Raw genomic sequence first — 15,980 nt, forward strand, 5'->3', positions numbered from 1 at the left:
TCAACGGCGTTTCGACGCGTTTGGCAGTGCATCAATAGCGTCTTGTTCATTCGCGCTCGAAAAGCTATTAAAAGTGCGAGATTCAGGCATTGGAGATGCAGATGGCAAAATTGGTCACCATCTATGGCGGCGCTGGCTTTGTGGGGCGGTATATCGCTCGTCGCATGGCAAAAGAAGGATGGCGCGTTCGTGTTGCTGTTCGTCGGCCAAACGAGGCGTTACACGTGAAACCCTACGGCGCTGTTGGGCAGGTCGAACCTGTCTTTTGCAATATCCGTGATGATGCGTCTGTGCGTGCCGCGATGCAAGGTGCAGATGCGGTTATAAACTGTGTAGGTGTTCTGACCGAGAAGGGCAAAAACTCGTTCTCTGCCGTTCAAGCCGAAGGTGCGGGCCGCATCGCAAAAATCGCCACCCAGCTTGGCGTTTCCAATCTGGTGCAGCTTTCGGCGATCGGTGCGGATGACGAATCTCAAAGTGAGTATTCACGTTCTAAGGCCGAGGGTGAAACGGCCGTTCTGGCGGCGTTTCCGGGCGCGGTTATCTTGCGCCCCTCTGTGATTTTCGGGACTGAAGATGCGTTCTTCAACCGGTTCGCGAATATGGCGGCTCAGCTTCCATTTGTTCTGACGCTCGTGGGCGGCAATACTAAATTTCAACCGGTATACGTTGATGACGTGGCGCGTGCTGCTGTTGCCGGTGCATTGGGCGAGGCACCTGCGGGTGCATACGAATTGGGTGGTCCTGATGTGGACACGCTCAAAGGTTTGATTGAGAAAATGCTCGTGACCATCCGGCGGCGGCGTCTGGTTTTGAACTTGCCGTTTTGGGCGGGCCGCGTCATGGCCACAGGATTTTCCGCGATCCAGTTCTTGACTGCGGGGTTGTTCCATAACGGGGTGTTGACCAAGGATCAGGTGAAAAACCTAGCCGTGGACAATGTCGTTTCCGCTGACGCAAGGGGCTTTGCTGATCTTGGGATCAAGCCTACGGCGATGCAGGTGATCATGGACGACTACTTGTGGGTGTACCGTCCCAATGGTCAATTTGAAGCTCTTCGCGAGAGCGCCAAGGGCTTGCGCGACCTGTGAGGTTGTTAGACTGGTATTGAAAAAGCGCGCTCCAATCGGGGCGCGCTTTTTGGTTCAAGAATAGGCAATGCCCAAAAGAATGATGCCCAAAACGACGCGGTAGTACACGTAGGGCGCAAAGCTGACAGAGCGCAGTAAACGCATCATCAGCGTGAGCGCAAGTAGGGCGGCGACGAATGCAAACGCTGCCCCGAGCGCGGCATATTTCATCATGTCATAGTTGGCCTCTCCCGCGACATCGAGGCCAAGCAAAATGCCCGATGCCATGATCGTCGGGATCGACATCAGCATTGAGATTTTAGCGCTGTCTTCGCGCGTGTAGCCGAGCGCGCGTGCGCCTGTGATCGTGATGCCTGATCGTGATGTGCCCGGAATTATGGCTATGGCTTGCCACAGGCCAAGTGTTATGGCGTCACGCCTATTCCAGTCGGAAGCGACTTTGGTGGCGGCGCCCTTTTTGTCAAACCAGTACAGGACGAGACCAAAGATCAGCATGGTCCAGCCAATGACGGTCATTGATCGCATGGCATCTGACAGGCCAGTGATTTTGACGACGAGGCCAATGATAATGACGGGGATCGTGGCCACAAGAAGTAGAAAGGCAAGTTTTGATCCGTCTGTGTCGATCCGTCCGGTCAGCATGCGCGGGATGCCTGCGAATCCAGTTTTGACATCTGCCCAGAAAAACAAAATGACCGCTCCGAGGGTGCCCACGTGAACAGCCACGTCGATGGTTAAGCCTTGGTCCTGCATCCCCGTGAGTTGGGGGAGAAGAATCAGGTGTCCAGACGATGAGACGGGCAAAAATTCGGTGAGACCCTGAATGAGGGCGACGAGAAGGAGATAAAAGATACTCATGGAAAACTCTGCATTGGGTATTTGGCGCACGATAAGCGCTTTGAATCTCAATAAGAAGCGCCAATATATGTCAGCATTGCTTACATTAAATTGGAATGGTACGGTTGCGTTCGGCGGTGGATCGGCGAATTGAATCTGTAATACGTCAGTACATATGACTTTTCTTTTCAAACTGTCTTGTGTAAATAGATCTCAAATCTCGAAAACTCATGGAGATCGCGTGTTATGGCAAAAGAGCCTATGCTAAAATTTGTGTCCGTTGATCGGGATATGCCCGAAAAGCGGACGGCGGATGCCCGTAAAGAAGACTTTGGCGAAATATACGCAGAGTTTTCTAAACAAAAAGCTGAAGAGCAGGCCTCGCGCTGCTCTCAATGTGGTGTGCCGTATTGCCAGACGCATTGTCCGTTGCACAACAACATTCCTGACTGGTTGCGCCTGACCGCATCTGGTCGTCTCAAAGAGGCATATGAGATGTCTCAGGAGACCAACACGTTTCCGGAGATTTGTGGGCGTATCTGTCCGCAGGACCGTCTTTGCGAAGGCAATTGTGTGATTGAGCAATCTGGCCACGGCACGGTCACGATTGGGTCTGTTGAAAAATACATCACCGACACCGCCTTTGACGAGGGGTGGGTTGCGCCCATTGCACCGACACATGAGCGCGCCGAGAGCGTTGGGATCATCGGCTCCGGTCCCGGTGGCTTGGCCGCTGCTGATCGTCTGCGCCGTCAGGGTATCCAAGTCACGGTCTATGAGCGCTCCGACCGCGCGGGTGGCTTGATGATGTACGGCATCCCAAGTTTCAAACTGGAAAAAGACATTGTTCTGCGCCGCGTGAAACAGCTCGAAGATGGTGGCGTCACAATCGTTCTCAACTGCAATGTTGGTACGGACATTTCGTTCGACGATTTGCGTGCGAAACACGATGCGGTTTTGATCGCAACGGGCGTTTACAAGTCCCGCGACCTTCAGGGGCCGGGTTCGGGATCAAAAGGGATCGTGCGCGCACTCGATTATCTCACGGCCTCCAACAAGGTCGGATTTGGCGATAAAGTTGCGGAATTTGAAAGCGGCGAGTTGAACGCCGAAGGCAAAAAAGTCGTTGTAATCGGTGGCGGTGATACCGCGATGGATTGTGTGCGTACCGCGATCCGTCAGGGCGCCACATCCGTGAAATGCCTCTATCGTCGTGACCGTGCCAACATGCCGGGATCGCAGCGCGAAACCCAAAACGCCGAAGAGGAAGGCGTTGAATTCGTTTGGCTCTCCGCCCCCAACGGGTTTGCGGGCGATCCGGTTTCGGGCGTCATGGTCCAAAAAATGCGTCTTGGTGCGCCGGATGCCTCTGGCCGTCAATCCCCCGAATTGATCGAGGGTGCGGACTATGTTGAGGAGGCCGATCTGGTCGTCAAAGCGCTTGGATTCGAGCCTGAGGAATTGCCCAAACTTTGGGGCACGGACGGGTTGGAAGTGACGCGTTGGGGTACGGTTCTGGCCGATTTCAAAACCCACGTTACATCCCTCGCCGGTGTCTATGCGTGTGGCGATATTCAGCGTGGCGCGTCTTTGGTTGTCTGGGCGATCCGTGATGGTCGTGAGGCCGCAGATGCCATTCTCGATCAGGTCAACGCCGCCGCAGCCGTGGCCGCAGAGTGAAAAAATAGGACAGGGATTGCGCAGCGAAATCGGGTAAAATTGTCGGTCAGCCACTCGTCGGACTTTCGTCGGACATGTGTCGGACCCACCGAGCGCTGCGCACCCGATCAGGTTTCAAAATAGGACACTAGTCCTGACCCACCAACGAAGGAAGGGTTATACAATGACAGTATACGATGAAAAATGGGCCGCACGCGAAGAAGCAAAACGTGCCTATATGTCCGAGCACTCTTTGTTCCGCGAAGAGGATGAACACTCCTCTTGTGGCGTGGGTCTTGTTGTTTCTATCGATGGCTCGAAGTCGCGCAAGGTTGTTGAAAACGGCATCTCCGCGCTCAAGGCGATTTGGCACCGTGGCGCGGTTGACGCCGATGGCATGACGGGCGATGGCGCGGGTATCCACGTCCAGATCCCTGTTCCGTTCTTTTACGATCAGGTCGAGCGCACGGGCCACACGCCGCGCAAAGGTGAGATGTTGGCCGTTGGCCAAGTGTTCTTGCCGCGCACCGATTTTGGCGCACAAGAAACATGCCGCACAATCGTCGAGAGCGAAGTGTTGCGCATGGGCTATTACATCTACGGTTGGCGTCACGTGCCTGTCGCGACATCCTGTCTGGGTGACAAAGCCAATGCGACCCGTCCCGAGATTGAACAAATCCTGATTTCGAATTCCAAAGGCGTTGACGAGGAAACATTCGAGCGCGAGCTGTATGTGATCCGCCGCCGGATTGAAAAAGCTGCCGCTGCCGCCGGTGTTGGTCAGCTCTACATCTGTAGCCTGTCGTGCCGCTCCATTATCTATAAAGGTATGATGTTGGCCGAGCAGGTCGCCGAGTTCTATCCCGACCTGATGGACGAGCGTTTTGAATCCGCCTTTGCGATTTATCACCAACGCTATTCGACCAACACATTCCCACAGTGGTGGTTGGCCCAACCGTTCCGCATGTTGGCGCACAACGGTGAGATCAACACGCTCAAGGGCAACCTGAACTGGATGAAGAGCCACGAAATTCGCATGGCGTCATCCACGTTTGGCGAGATGGCCGAGGACATCAAGCCGATCTGCCCACAAGGGTCGTCGGACAGTGCCGCCCTTGACGCCGTGTTCGAGGTTCTGGTGCGTGCGGGTCGCACCGCGCCAATGGCGAAAACCATGTTGGTGCCTGAGTCGTGGTCCAAGAATGCACAGGAATTGCCGCAGTCGTGGCGCGATATGTATTCCTATGTGAACTCTGTGATGGAGCCGTGGGACGGTCCCGCCGCCCTTGCCATGACCGATGGTCGTTGGGTCTGTGCGGGTCTGGATCGCAACGGTTTGCGTCCGATGCGCTATGTCGTAACGGGTGACGGTTTGGTGATTGCGGGCTCCGAGGTGGGCATGGTGCCGACTGATGAGGCAACTGTGGTTGAAAAGGGTGCGCTTGGTCCGGGTCAGATGTTGGCCGTGGATATGAAAGCAGGCAAGCTTTACCACGACACCGAGATGAAAGATTGTTTGGCCAATGCACAGCCGTTTGGCGAGTGGGTCGGCAAGATCAATGACCTTGATGAGGAATTGACAGGTCTCGAAGAAAAGACCCTGTTCTCGGGTGACGAGCTTAAAAAGCGTCAGATCGCGGCGGGCTATTCGATTGAGGAGCTGGAGCAAATCCTCGCGCCGATGGCCGAGGATGGCAAAGAGACATTGGCCTCTATGGGTGATGATACGCCCTCTGCCGTGTTGTCGGAAAAGTACCGTCCGTTGTCGCATTTCTTCCGTCAGAACTTTAGTCAGGTAACGAACCCGCCGATCGACAGTTTACGCGAGTTCCGCGTCATGTCGCTCAAAACGCGGTTCGGCAACCTCAAGAACGTGTTGGATGAGGACAGCAGCCAAACCGAGATTTTGGTGTTGGAAAGCCCGTTTGTCGGGAACGCACAATTTGACGCGCTCAAGACGCATTTCAATGCGCCAATGACGGAAATCGATTGTACCTTTGACGCGGCTGGCGGTCCAACTGCGTTGCGTGAGGGGCTTGATCGTATCCGGTCCGAAGCCGAGGACGCGGTGCGTTCTGGTGGCGGGCATATCGTTTTGACGGATCACATGCAGAACGCTGATAAAGTTGCGATGCCGATGATCCTCGCGACCTCTGCGGTGCATTCATGGCTGACGCGCAAGGGGTTGCGGACGTTCTGTTCTCTCGGGGTGCGTTCGGCCGAATGTATTGATCCGCATTACTTTGCGGTGCTGATTGGCTGTGGTGCGACCATTGTGAACGCCTATCTCGCCGAGGACAGCCTTGCTGACCGGATTGATCGTGGACTGTTGGATTGCTCATTGACCGAAGCCGTGTCGCGTTACCGCGCGGCGGTGGATGCGGGACTGTTGAAAATCATGGCAAAGATGGGCATCTCCGTGATCTCGTCTTACCGTGGTGGTCTGAACTTTGAGGCGGTTGGTCTATCGCGAGCTATGGTTGCCGAATTTTTCCCCGGTATGCATTCGCGCATCTCCGGTATCGGTGTAAACGGCATTCAGCGCAAAGTTGAAATCGTGCACAAACAGGGCTTTCACGGTGGTAACACCTTGCCCATCGGTGGCTTTTACAAGTCGCGCAAAACGGGCGAGACGCACGCCTGGGAAGCGCAAGCGATGCACATGTTGCAATCGGCCTGTGATCGCGCGTCCTACGAGATGTGGAAGCAATACAGCGCAAAGATGAAGGCGAACCCGCCGATCCATTTGCGTGATCTGCTCGACATCAAGGCACTTGGCAAAGCGGTTCCAATTGAGGAAGTGGAATCGATTACGTCGATCCGCAAACGCTTTGTCACGCCGGGCATGTCGTTGGGGGCATTGTCGCCCGAGGCACATAAAACGCTCAACGTGGCCATGAACCGTATTGGCGCGAAATCCGATAGCGGCGAGGGCGGCGAAGATCCCGCGCACTTTGTGCCAGAGGCCAACGGCGACAACCCGTCGGCCAAGATCAAACAGGTGGCATCGGGTCGTTTTGGCGTCACGGCCGAATACCTCAACCACTGTGAAGAGCTTGAGATCAAAGTGGCTCAGGGTGCAAAGCCCGGTGAGGGCGGCCAGTTGCCCGGTATGAAGGTCACGGACCTGATTGCCCGTCTGCGCCACTCGACCAAGGGTGTGACGCTGATTTCGCCTCCACCGCACCACGATATCTATTCGATCGAAGACCTCGCACAGCTGATCTACGATCTCAAACAGATCAACCCGCGGTGCAAAGTTACGGTGAAACTCGTGGCGTCCTCGGGTGTTGGCACGATTGCCGCAGGTGTGGCAAAGGCGAAAGCCGACGTGATCCTGATTTCAGGTCACAACGGTGGCACGGGCGCCTCCCCCGCAACCTCGATCAAATTCGCAGGTCTGCCATGGGAAATGGGCCTGACCGAAGCACACCAAGTGCTCGCGATGAACAACCTGCGTGACCGCGTCACTCTACGCACCGATGGTGGTTTGCGCACGGGTCGCGATATCGTCATGGCGGCGATGATGGGGGCCGAGGAATACGGTATCGGTACCGCCGCACTTATCGCGATGGGCTGTATCATGGTGCGTCAATGCCAGTCGAACACCTGTCCCGTTGGCGTGTGTACCCAAGACGAAGATTTGCGGGCAAAGTTTACGGGCAACGCCGACAAAGTGGTAAACCTCATCACGTTCTACGCCCAAGAAGTGCGTGAATTGCTGGCCTCTATCGGTGCACGTAGCGTCGATGAAATCATCGGTCGTGCAGATCTTCTGACGCAGGTGTCACGCGGTTCTGCGCATCTTGATGACCTCGATCTCAACCCGTTGTTGTTGTCGATGGATGGGGCCGAGAGCATTGTTTATGATCGCTCTAAGCCGCGCAATGCGGTGCCCGATACGCTCGATGCACAAATCGTGTCGGACGCTGCGCGCTTCCTCAACGATGGCGAGAAAATGCAACTGTCCTACGCGGTGCAAAACACATTGCGCACCGTGGGGACACGTACCTCGTCGCATATCGTGACCAATTTCGGGATGCGCAACGATCTTCAGCCGGACCATTTGACCGTGAAACTTACGGGCTCGGCGGGTCAATCGCTCGGGGCGTTTGCAGCCCCCGGTTTGAAAATCGAAGTGTCGGGTGACGCAAACGACTATGTCGGCAAGGGTCTATCGGGTGGCATTATCGTCGTCCGACCACCGATGCACTCGCCGCTTGTCGCCTCTGAAAACACCATCATCGGCAACACTGTTTTGTACGGTGCGACCGATGGGTATTTGTTCGCCGCAGGGCGCGCAGGGGAACGTTTTGCCGTTCGCAACTCTGGCGCAAAAGTGGTGATTGAGGGCTGTGGCTCAAACGGGTGCGAGTACATGACGGGGGGCACCGCGGTGATCCTTGGCACGATTGGCGCCAACTTCGGGGCGGGTATGACGGGCGGTATGGCCTATCTGTATGACCCTGAGGGCAACGTTGAGGATTTGATGAACCTTGAGACTTTGGTGACGTGTCCTGTGACTGTTGATCACTGGGAGGCCGAGCTAAAAGACCTGATCGAGCGTCACGCGGCGGAGACGAATTCCGTTAAGGCCCGTGAGATTTTGTCGAATTGGGAGGTTGAGAAAGCCAACTTCCTTCAGGCTTGTCCAAAGGAAATGCTGATCCATATTCCTGCGCCTTTGTCTCTCGAAGAGAAAGCTATTCCTGCTGAATAGGCTGGATTAGAGCCGTTATTTGAAAAGCCCTCGCCTATGCGGGGGCTTTTCTTTTGGCCACACCCGCGTGGTGATTTCACGGTGAGGGCGTGGCGGTGCTTGACCCTCGGGCGAATTCCATGTTCCCACTACCGCATGGCAAAAAAGACCACAAAAAAGACGGCATCAGCGAAAGAGCGCAAGGTAGGACGTATCCGTTCCAGTAGCGCCACCCCTCAATTGGGTTGGCGTCGTCGGTTGCGCCGTACTGTTTTGCGCGGGCTACTGGCCATTGTCGTTCTTTGGATTGGCTGGATTTTGGCCTATGCCGTAATACCGGTCCCGATAACGCCATACATGATTGCCGAGCGCGTGCGCGGTGGCGAATTGGATTACCAATGGACGCCAATTGACGATATTGCTCCGGTCTTGGCGCGGTCTGTTGTTGCGGCGGAGGACGCTAATTTCTGTCTGCATTGGGGGTTTGATATGGCGGCCATACGGGACGCCATTGAAAGCGGTGGTGGGCGCGGTGCCTCAACGATTTCGCAGCAGACGGTCAAGAATGCGTTTTTGTGGCATGGGCGATCGTGGCCGCGAAAGGCACTTGAGGCGCTCACCACGCCGATGGTCGAAATGCTGTGGAGCAAGCGGCGTATTTTGGAGGTCTACCTCAATATCGCCGAGTTTGATGATGGCGTTTTTGGAGCAGAGGCGGCGAGTCGTCATTATTTCGGTGTTGGTCCTGATGAATTGAGTGACACACAGGCCGCACGGCTGGCCGCCATTCTGCCGAGCCCGAAATTACGCAGTGCGGGAAAACCGGGCCAGTTTGTCCAACGCCGTGCGCGCCAGATCGCTGATGGCGCCCAAACTATACGAATAGACGGACGTGCGCGCTGTTTCGAGGATTGAAATGGAGCGCCATTCACGGCAAGTAGAGACAAACAACGAGTATTGACCAATGAACCGACTGTATCACGTCCCCCTGTCCCCCTTTTGTCGCAAAGTGCGGCTTGTTCTGGCCGAAAAAAAGATTGAAGCCGAGTTGGTGGAGGAGCGGTACTGGGAGCGTGATCCCGATTTCATGCGGCGCAACCCAGCGGGCAAGGTGCCGATTTTGCGCCTTGGGGAGATGAACCTCGCGGAAAGTTCGGCGATTTGTGAGTATCTCGAAGAGGTCTATCCAACGCCGGCGTTGATGCCGAAAGATGTTGAGGGTCGCTATGAAGTCCGCAGATTGGTGTCGTGGTTTGACGACAAATTTCACCAAGAAGTGACATCGAATTTGCTGTACGAGCGCGTGAACCGCAAGTTGATGAAGAGCGGATATCCCGTGTCAGCGAACGTCAAGGCGGGATCAAAGGGCATTAAATATCATCTCGATTATATGGCGTGGTTGCTTGATCGTCGTCGTTGGTTGGCGGGGGATGCAATGACACTTGCGGACTTTACGGCGGCGGCACATCTGTCTTGTCTCGATTACACATCGGATGTGGATTGGAACCGATCCGCTGTGGTTAAAGATTGGTATGCAAAGATCAAATCACGTCCCGCGTTTCGCTCGCTTTTGGTGGATCAGGTGCCCGGGTTTCCGCAGCCAGCTCATTATGCGGATCTCGATTTTTGATGTACCCTGTCCCTGAAGGGGGCGATTTTGACTCATCTTGATAAGGACACTGTGCGCGCCAAAGCGTTGGAGGAGGGATTTTCCAAGGTTGGGTTTGCACGTCCGGATTTACCCGAGGCGATGGAGCGTTTGCGAGCGTTTATTGCTGCGGGGCACCATGGTCAGATGGGGTGGATGGAGGAGCGGATGGCGTGGCGGGGTGATCCCACTGCGCTCTGGCCCGAGGCGAAATCGGTGATCATGTTGGCCGAGGCCTATACGCCCGATGATGATCCGATGGAGGCCGTAAATAGACCCGAATCCGGCGCAATATCGGTCTACGCCCGCAACCGTGACTACCACGACATCGTGAAAAAGCGCCTCAAGCGGGTCGGGCGTTGGCTGATTGAACAGGCTGGCGAGGACACCGAGATCAAGGTGTTCGTCGACACCGCTCCTGTGATGGAAAAGCCGCTCGCTGCAAAGGCGGGACTGGGGTGGCAGGGCAAGCACACCAATCTTTTAGGGCGCGATATCGGCAGTTGGTTTTTCCTTGGGGCGATCTTTACCACCGTAGACTTCGACCCTGATCCGGCGGAAATCGAGCGATGCGGATCGTGTCGTGCCTGTTTGGATGCCTGTCCGACTGATGCCTTTCCTGCGCCGTATCAACTCGATGCGCGGCGGTGTATTTCGTATCTCACGATTGAACACCACGGACCCGTGGATGAGGAATTGCGGGCGCGAATGGGCAACCGCATTTACGGATGTGACGACTGCCTTGCGGCCTGTCCGTGGAACAAATTCGCGGTGGACGCCAAAGAGTTGCGCTATGCCGCGCGCGATGATTTGCGGGCGCCGCCCTTAGCCGAACTGGTGCAACTGGACGATGCTGCCTTTCGCGAAAAGTTTTCAGGCTCACCGATCAAGCGCGTGGGGCGCGACCGGTTTGTGCGCAATGTCTTATATGCCATTGGCAATTCGGGTGATCCGCAGTTTGTGCCACATGCGACCGCGTTGACCCGCGATCCCGATGCCACGGTCGCGGATGCGGCGCGTTGGGCGGTGGGGCGGCTTGCAAAAACGTAGGCAGTTGAGCGCTTGCGTGGGGCTTTGAACACGCTACCCTGTGGGCCTGTCGGAAGGACACCAAAACCATGAGCGTGATGCGCGGGATCGGACTAAAGGTAGCGTCCTTGGCTGTCTTTTTGGCTATGGCATCGTTTGTGAAGTCGGCAACCACCGAAGTACCAGCCATGCAAGCGGCGTTCTTTCGTTCGCTGTTCGCGATCCCTGTGGTCGTTGGGTATCTTTTGTCGCGCGGCGAGTTGCGCCAAGGGCTAAAGATGGTTCGGCCTCGGGCGCATTTGATACGCGGCGTGCTTGGCGCTGTGACCATGATGCTCGGGTTTACGGCGCTGTCGCGTTTGCCGCTGCCTGATGCTACCGCAATCGGGTATGCGCGACCGTTATTCATCGTTTTGCTGTCGGCGGTTTTCCTACGAGAGCGGGTGCGGGTGTTTCGGTTTACGGCGGTGGCGATCGGCATGGTGGGGGTCTTGATCATCTTGTCGCCGCGCCTGACGATGTTGCACGGTGTGCCGACATCGGCGGAAAAATTTGGCGCTATGGCGGCGCTCCTTGCGGCCATTATTGTCGCATTCATTCAGCTCCATTTGCGCACGATGGTGAAGACGGAATCTACCACCTCAATCGTTTTCTGGTTTTCGGTTATCGCGACCATCGTCACAGGTCTAACGTTTCCGTTGGGGTGGGTTATGCCAAGTGGTTGGATCATGGTCCAACTCGTTCTTGCGGGGTTCTTGGGCGGCTTTGGTCAGATCCTTTTGACGGCCTCGTACCGCCACGCGCCCGCGTCGACCTTGGCCTCGTTTGAATATACGTCGATGGTATTCGCGATCTTGGTTGGCTATGTCTTTTTCAATGAGGTGCCGACATGGATGACGCTGATTGGTGCAGCGATCATTGTGTCATCGGGCCTATTGGTGATCCACCGCGAGCGTCAATTGGGGTTGTCGGCTGAGCGGCTCAAAAAGACATTATCGCATCTGTGATTGGGATCTTTTAGTCGGACAGAATACGCACCCAAAAGCTGCCGTTTTGCTGTTCTGCCTGATCTTTGCGCACTTGTATGGCGCGTTGTTTTGTCACCATGCGCTCGGCCTCGACGGCCGATCTAATTCCGTCCGCGGCGCGGGCAATTGGAAAGGGGCCGATGACACTATTGCCGACTTCGTAATGGACCGTGATTGCGCTACCGCGCTCGGCATTGCGAAAGCGAACGCGGGTTTCGGTATTGAAGCCGCCAAATGATTTTGTGAATGCCTCGCGGTAGGCATCCAGAGACTGACCATCGCGGGCATCGGGACCGATGGTGATGTTCGTGATGATCAGGGTGCGGTCGCTCATTTGGCCCGCCTCGATCATACGCTCGAGTGTAATTCCTAGCGGTCGAAATAGGGGATTTTTGGTCGAGTGGTACAACATGACCATGAAGAGGGCCGGTGTGATAACCAACAGCGCGGCAATCGTTATAAATACCGTCTCACGTTTAATCAAAAAAACTCTCCGCCAATTGTCATGGACTGAGAGTTTCATTTTTGCATTGAGGTCAGGTTAATGTGTTAGCTGCGCACCAGCTTTTCGTAGCTTTCCGCGATATCGCGGGTTAGCGCGCCGACCTCGAATGTGTAGTCGCCAATCTGGCCGACGGGGGTGACTTCGGCGGCGGTGCCGGTGAGCCAGCATTGTTCAAACCCTTCGAGTTCTTCGGGCATAATGCGGCGGACGTGCACTTTGATCCCTTTTTGCTCCAGCATCTCGATGACGGTTTGGCGCGTGATGCCGTTCAGGATCGCATCTGGATCGGGGGTGTGTACCTCACCGTCTTTGACGAAAAAGATATTTGCGCCTGTGGCCTCGGCCACGTAGCCGCGATAGTCCATAAACAGCGCGTCAGAGCACCCTTTGGCCTCGGCGGCGTGTTTGGACATCGTGCAGATCATGTAGAGACCTGCGGCTTTGGCGGCTGTGGGGATCGTGTCAGGCGATGGGCGTTTCCATTTGGCGATGTCGAGTTTGGCACCGTTCATTTTGGCATCGCCGTAATAGGCGCCCCATTCCCACGCGGCCACGGCCATACGGACGGGGTTGCGGTTAGAGGCGACACCCATGTCCTCGCCCGCGCCGCGCCACGCCAGAACCCGTACGTATGCATCGTCCCAACCATTGGCTGTTAGCACATCATATTTGGCTTTTTCGATTTCTTCGACGGTGTAGGGGATTGGCATGTCGAGCAATGCGCCGGATGCCAAAAGGCGCTTGGAGTGCTCGACCGATTTGAAGATTTTGCCGTTGTAGCACCGCTCGCCCTCAAACACGGAGGAGGCGTAGTGCATGGCATGCGTCAGAATGTGGACGTTCGCGTCCCGCCAGTCGACCAGTGTGCCGTCCATCCAGATTTTGCCGTCACGATCATCGTATGTGCCTGCCATGGGGTGTGTCCTCCGATTGGGTCGAGGTGCGTAGCGAGCACGCTCGAAACCGTTATTTTATTGCACTAAATTGCATCGTCGCTACCAATTTGACCTTGGAATGTCAATAAGGCTGACATAAGCTTGGCCAACACTTGGTCGATGATGTGAGGGTTGTATGGCGGACGGTAAAAGCGGCGGCAATACGGGGAGCGAGGGGCTTCTCTTCCTCACGGACGAACAGTTGCGCAAGGGCATTGAGGCGATGTTCTTTGCCTATCGCGGGTTCACCCAAGATCCCGATCGCATTTTGGATGAGCACGGATATGGTCGCGCGCATCATCGCGCCGTGCATTTTATAAACCGCACGCCGGGGGCCACGGTCAATAGTTTGCTGAACACTTTGGGTGTCACAAAACAGTCTCTAAACCGTGTTCTTCGGGCCTTGATCGAGGATGGTTTGGTCGAAAGCCGTGTCGGCAAGCGTGACAAGAGAGAGCGGCATTTACACTTAACTGACACCGGGAAAATGCTTGAGGCGGAGCTGTCGGAGGCACAGCGCGGGCGTATGCGTTCAGCCTACCGCGAGGCGGGTCACGAAGCTGTTGCTGGATTTCGCAAGGTTCTTGAGGCCATGATGGACCCTGACCAAAGGGCGTATTTTGACGCCTTCAAGGAGGGTGACAGTTGAAAAGTGATATTCATCTTTTGATCGTTGATGACGATGAGAGGATTAGGGATCTCCTGAAAAAGTATCTGATGCGGCATGGGTTTTGTGTCACGGCGGCGCGAGACGCGGCGCATGCACGGCGTATTTTGGCGGGTTTGGAGTTCGACCTGATCGTCCTTGATGTGATGATGCCCGGCGAGGATGGTATTTCACTGACGCGCGATTTGCGCCTACGCATTGCAACGCCCATCATGCTTTTGACCGCGAAAGGCGAGACCGAAGATAGGATTTCGGGACTTGAGGCGGGCGCAGACGATTACCTTGCAAAACCGTTTGAGCCTAAGGAATTGTTGCTTCGTATCAATGCTGTTTTGCGGCGTGTTCCCGACGAAGAGCCGGCGGTGCAGGTGCCAAAACACCTGCGTTTGGGTCTATTTCGCTATGATGTTGAGCGTGGAGAGCTTTGGCATGGAGACGCGCCTTTACGGCTCACCGCCACCGAAAACCAATTGATGCGCATATTTGCGGCGACCCCAAGTGTCGCTGTCTCGCGCACGGATTTGGTGGAGCGTTTGGGGCGAGATGGCGGTCAGGCACAAGAGCGGGCCGTGGACGTCCAAATCACGCGATTGCGCCGAAAGTTGGAGATCGATCCACGTCAACCGAGATACCTGCAAACTGTACGCGGCGAGGGCTATATGCTCGTTCCCGAATAGTTCGAAATTGCGCCACCTTTGTACAAAAGCAGGTGGCGCAAATAGTCTCAACACTTTAGTTTGAGCGTAATTAGAATGCTGCTTGGGAGTTTGAGATGACGGATGTCGCCGTAGAGAAAATGAGTTTTGAAACCGCCATGGCGGAGTTGGATCAGGTGGTCGGCAAGCTTGAGCGCGGCGATGTTGCACTTGAAGATAGCATTACGCTTTACGAGCGCGGGGCAAAACTCAAGGCGCATTGTGAGGCAAAACTCAAAGATGCCGAAGAAAAAGTCGAGAAAATTTCTGTAGGCGGTGATGGTCAAGCGACTGCGACAACACCCGTTGAAGGTCTCTAATGCAGGACCGCATGGAGCAATGCCGTGACGCCGTTCAACAGTGTTTGAATGATGCGCTTGCCCCGTTGGGCGAGCGTCCGGTCGAAGTGGCAATGCGGTATGCGTTGGGCGGTGGTAAGCGTTTGCGCGCGTTTTTGGTTATGGAGGGTGCGCAGCTTCACGGTATTGCGCCTGCGCAATCCGTTTGGGCGGCCGCAGCGATTGAATCTATTCATGCTTATTCACTGGTTCATGATGATTTGCCGTGCATGGATGATGACGATGTGCGCCGTGGTCAACCGACCGTTCACAAGCGGTGGGATGATGCAACGGCGGTGCTCGTCGGTGATGCGCTTCAGACGCTTGCCTTTGATCTTTTGACCCGCCCTGAATTGGGCGCATCGAGCCAGATTAGGGTCGATTTGATTGCGTCTCTAGCTAAGTCATCGGGCATTGGCGGAATGGTTTTGGGTCAGGCTCAAGACATTGCTGCGGAAACCGCAATGATCCCGCTCGACCTTGCGGCGATCACCGAGTTGCAGGCTAATAAGACAGGTGCACTGATCGAATGGTCCGCGCGTGCGGGCGCAATTTTGGGTGGGGCTGATCCAACGGCGCTTGGCCATTATGCAAAAGCCGTGGGTTTGGCGTTTCAAATCCAAGACGATATTCTAGATGTCGAAGGCGATGCGGCGAAAACTGGCAAAGCCGTTGGCAAAGATGCCGATGCGGGAAAGGCCACGTTTGTCTCTTTGTTGGGTCTTACGGGTGCAAAAACACGGGCACGCGATTTGGTCGATGAGGCTTGTGCGGCATTGAGCCACTATGGCACACGCGCGGATGGCTTGCGGGATGTCGCTCGTTTCGTTATCTCGCGTGAAACTTAAG

Annotated in this window: 14 protein-coding genes; 11 read left to right on the forward strand and 3 right to left on the reverse strand. The window is 55.5% G+C overall.

The window, feature by feature from the left end; genetic code table 11:
• Positions 1 to 101 precede the first annotated feature (101 nt).
• Complete coding sequence (locus tag IMCC12053_RS08960) at positions 102 to 1,091, forward strand: complex I NDUFA9 subunit family protein (RefSeq protein ID WP_062218302.1); 990 nt, start codon at positions 102 to 104, stop codon at positions 1,089 to 1,091.
• 54 nt (positions 1,092 to 1,145) lie between these two features.
• Here IMCC12053_RS08960 and IMCC12053_RS08965 read toward each other — a convergent pair whose 3' ends face one another.
• A complete protein-coding gene (locus tag IMCC12053_RS08965) occupies positions 1,146 to 1,949 on the reverse strand; it encodes an undecaprenyl-diphosphate phosphatase (protein ID WP_062218305.1) in 804 nt (267 codons plus the stop codon).
• A 225-nt stretch (positions 1,950 to 2,174) separates the two neighbouring features.
• Here IMCC12053_RS08965 and IMCC12053_RS08970 point away from each other — a divergent pair, with 225 nt between their 5' ends.
• The 6 genes from IMCC12053_RS08970 (at position 2,175) to IMCC12053_RS08995 (ending at position 11,970) form a co-directional block, all read left to right on the forward strand.
• Positions 2,175 to 3,608, forward strand: a complete 1,434-nt coding sequence (locus IMCC12053_RS08970) for an NAD(P)-dependent oxidoreductase (RefSeq protein ID WP_062218308.1) — start codon at positions 2,175 to 2,177, stop codon at positions 3,606 to 3,608.
• Between the two features lie 163 nt (positions 3,609 to 3,771).
• Entirely contained in the window at positions 3,772 to 8,307 is a 4,536-nt protein-coding gene (gltB, locus tag IMCC12053_RS08975) for a glutamate synthase large subunit (protein WP_062218311.1), read from the forward strand.
• A 135-nt stretch (positions 8,308 to 8,442) separates the two neighbouring features.
• Positions 8,443 to 9,201, forward strand: a complete 759-nt coding sequence (mtgA, locus tag IMCC12053_RS08980; protein ID WP_062218314.1) for a monofunctional biosynthetic peptidoglycan transglycosylase — start codon at positions 8,443 to 8,445, stop codon at positions 9,199 to 9,201.
• A 49-nt stretch (positions 9,202 to 9,250) separates the two neighbouring features.
• On the forward strand, positions 9,251 to 9,916 hold the full coding sequence (fzlA, locus tag IMCC12053_RS08985; RefSeq protein WP_062218317.1) for an FtsZ-binding protein FzlA: 666 nt from the start codon (positions 9,251 to 9,253) through the stop codon (positions 9,914 to 9,916).
• A gap of 27 nt (positions 9,917 to 9,943) precedes the next feature.
• The gene (gene queG, locus IMCC12053_RS08990; RefSeq protein WP_062218320.1) at positions 9,944 to 10,984 is read left to right on the forward strand and encodes a tRNA epoxyqueuosine(34) reductase QueG; all 1,041 of its coding nucleotides are present in this window, start codon (positions 9,944 to 9,946) and stop codon (positions 10,982 to 10,984) included.
• Between the two features lie 68 nt (positions 10,985 to 11,052).
• Positions 11,053 to 11,970 carry a DMT family transporter gene (locus tag IMCC12053_RS08995; RefSeq protein WP_062218322.1) on the forward strand — a complete coding sequence of 306 codons (918 nt, stop codon included), beginning with the start codon at positions 11,053 to 11,055 and terminating at the stop codon, positions 11,968 to 11,970.
• 10 nt (positions 11,971 to 11,980) lie between these two features.
• Here the strand turns inward: IMCC12053_RS08995 and IMCC12053_RS09000 are convergent, their stop codons facing one another.
• A complete protein-coding gene (locus IMCC12053_RS09000) occupies positions 11,981 to 12,475 on the reverse strand; it encodes a hypothetical protein (RefSeq protein WP_062218324.1) in 495 nt (164 codons plus the stop codon).
• 65 nt (positions 12,476 to 12,540) lie between these two features.
• On the reverse strand, positions 12,541 to 13,410 hold the full coding sequence (locus IMCC12053_RS09005; protein WP_062218326.1) for a branched-chain amino acid aminotransferase: 870 nt from the start codon (positions 13,408 to 13,410) through the stop codon (positions 12,541 to 12,543).
• A gap of 157 nt (positions 13,411 to 13,567) precedes the next feature.
• On the opposite strand from IMCC12053_RS09005, the gene IMCC12053_RS09010 reads away from it, so the two are divergent.
• The 4 genes from IMCC12053_RS09010 to IMCC12053_RS09025 all read left to right on the forward strand — a co-directional run bounded on the left by IMCC12053_RS09010 (position 13,568) and on the right by IMCC12053_RS09025 (position 15,979).
• Positions 13,568 to 14,080, forward strand: a complete 513-nt coding sequence (locus IMCC12053_RS09010) for a MarR family winged helix-turn-helix transcriptional regulator (RefSeq protein WP_062218328.1) — start codon at positions 13,568 to 13,570, stop codon at positions 14,078 to 14,080.
• A complete protein-coding gene (locus tag IMCC12053_RS09015; RefSeq protein ID WP_062218331.1) occupies positions 14,077 to 14,775 on the forward strand; it encodes a response regulator in 699 nt (232 codons plus the stop codon). Before IMCC12053_RS09010 ends, IMCC12053_RS09015 begins: the two co-directional genes overlap by 4 nt.
• Positions 14,776 to 14,870: 95 nt before the next feature.
• A complete protein-coding gene (locus IMCC12053_RS09020) occupies positions 14,871 to 15,113 on the forward strand; it encodes an exodeoxyribonuclease VII small subunit (protein ID WP_062218333.1) in 243 nt (80 codons plus the stop codon).
• Entirely contained in the window at positions 15,113 to 15,979 is an 867-nt protein-coding gene (locus IMCC12053_RS09025) for a polyprenyl synthetase family protein (RefSeq protein ID WP_062218335.1), read from the forward strand. Before IMCC12053_RS09020 ends, IMCC12053_RS09025 begins: the two co-directional genes overlap by 1 nt.
• The last annotated feature ends 1 nt before the right edge of the window (position 15,980 follow it).

The sequence above is a fragment of the Celeribacter marinus genome, assembly GCF_001308265.1.
Taxonomy (GTDB): Bacteria; Pseudomonadota; Alphaproteobacteria; order Rhodobacterales; family Rhodobacteraceae; genus Celeribacter; species Celeribacter marinus.

Coding starts and splice junctions, on each gene's coding strand:
- mtgA (WP_062218314.1), top strand. CDS start 8,443: ATGGCAAAAAAGACCACAAAAAAGACGGCATCAGCGAAAGAGCGCAAG.
- IMCC12053_RS08970 (WP_062218308.1), top strand. CDS start 2,175: ATGGCAAAAGAGCCTATGCTAAAATTTGTGTCCGTTGATCGGGATATG.
- IMCC12053_RS09005 (WP_062218326.1), bottom strand. CDS start 13,410: ATGGCAGGCACATACGATGATCGTGACGGCAAAATCTGGATGGACGGC.
- fzlA (WP_062218317.1), top strand. CDS start 9,251: ATGAACCGACTGTATCACGTCCCCCTGTCCCCCTTTTGTCGCAAAGTG.
- IMCC12053_RS08960 (WP_062218302.1), top strand. CDS start 102: ATGGCAAAATTGGTCACCATCTATGGCGGCGCTGGCTTTGTGGGGCGG.
- IMCC12053_RS09010 (WP_062218328.1), top strand. CDS start 13,568: ATGGCGGACGGTAAAAGCGGCGGCAATACGGGGAGCGAGGGGCTTCTC.
- IMCC12053_RS09025 (WP_062218335.1), top strand. CDS start 15,113: ATGCAGGACCGCATGGAGCAATGCCGTGACGCCGTTCAACAGTGTTTG.
- IMCC12053_RS08995 (WP_062218322.1), top strand. CDS start 11,053: ATGAGCGTGATGCGCGGGATCGGACTAAAGGTAGCGTCCTTGGCTGTC.
- IMCC12053_RS08965 (WP_062218305.1), bottom strand. CDS start 1,949: ATGAGTATCTTTTATCTCCTTCTCGTCGCCCTCATTCAGGGTCTCACC.
- IMCC12053_RS09020 (WP_062218333.1), top strand. CDS start 14,871: ATGACGGATGTCGCCGTAGAGAAAATGAGTTTTGAAACCGCCATGGCG.
- gltB (WP_062218311.1), top strand. CDS start 3,772: ATGACAGTATACGATGAAAAATGGGCCGCACGCGAAGAAGCAAAACGT.